The sequence below is a fragment of the Streptomyces sp. NPDC055815 genome (genome assembly GCF_053616475.1).
Window position 1 is genome coordinate 1 of sequence record NZ_JBSHDU010000185.1, and the last position, 1,019, is coordinate 1,019.

Here is a 1,019-nt window from a genome sequence, read left to right on the forward strand (position 1 = left end):
GCGGAATATCCACCGGGACAGGCATCAGCCCCTTACGCACCTGAGCCTCATCTCACAGTTTTTATGACTGACTATTTCATCCCGATTCCCGTCGTGCCACCATAGTAAGCCAGTATACACTCCGCTAGCGCTACGTGACTGGTTCAGGGCTGCGCCCCGAAACCCGCCAAAAGCCTGACGCGCCTGCGGCTTGTCCAACCCCGCGCCGACCGGGAAAGGCTTTCCCGCCCGTCCCGGCGTTATCAGGAGACCGGTTTGTCAGAGAAACGGAACAAGATGCTCACCATGTGGGTGACGGAGGACGAGCACCGGCGGCTGCTCGAACGCTGTGACGGCAGGCAGCTGGCGGCGTGGATGCGGCAGACCTGTCTTGATGAAAAGCCTGCGCGTACCGGAAAGCTACCCTCGATCTCGCCGGCGCTGCTGCGCCAGCTTGCCGGCATGGGCAACAACCTGAACCAGATAGCCCGCCGCGTTAACGCCGGCGGCGGTACCGGCCATGACAGGGTGCAGATTGTGGCGGCGCTGATGGCAATCGATGCCGGCCTTGAGCAGCTGCGGCACGCCGTTCTTGAGAAAGGAACGGACGATGATCATTAAATTTCATCCGCGCGGTCGCGGCGGTGGCGCCGGGCCGGTGGACTATTTGCTGGGTAAAGACCGGCAGCGTGAAGGCGCCACCGTCCTGCAGGGCAAGCCGGAAGAAGTCCGGGAGCTGATTGATGTGTCGCCTTACGTGAAGAAATACACCTCCGGCGTACTGTCGTTTGCGGAGGCAGATCTGCCTCCCGGCCAGCGGGAAAAACTGATGGCCAGCTTCGAGCGTGTTCTGATGCCCGGCCTCGATAAAGATCAGTACAGCATTCTGTGGGTGGAGCACGCGGACAAGGGGCGTCTGGAGCTGAACTTTCTGATCCCCAATACCGAGCTGCTGACCGGCAGGCGGCTCCAGCCGTACTACGACCGCGCCGACCGGCCGCGCATCGATGCCTGGCAGACGGTGGTCAACGGCCGGCTGG

The 1,019-nt window shown here is 62.2% G+C and carries 2 protein-coding genes; both read left to right on the forward strand.

Going from position 1 to position 1,019, the window contains the following annotated elements; all coding sequences use genetic code 11:
• Nucleotides 1-255 precede the first annotated feature (255 nt).
• Entirely contained in the window at nt 256-600 is a 345-nt protein-coding gene (locus tag ACWGN5_RS41860; RefSeq protein ID WP_044704870.1) for a MobC family plasmid mobilization relaxosome protein, read from the forward strand.
• A partial coding sequence (locus ACWGN5_RS41865) for a relaxase/mobilization nuclease domain-containing protein (protein ID WP_453524282.1) occupies nt 590-1,019 on the forward strand: 430 nt, incomplete at its 3' end. The genes ACWGN5_RS41860 and ACWGN5_RS41865, both read left to right, overlap by 11 nt.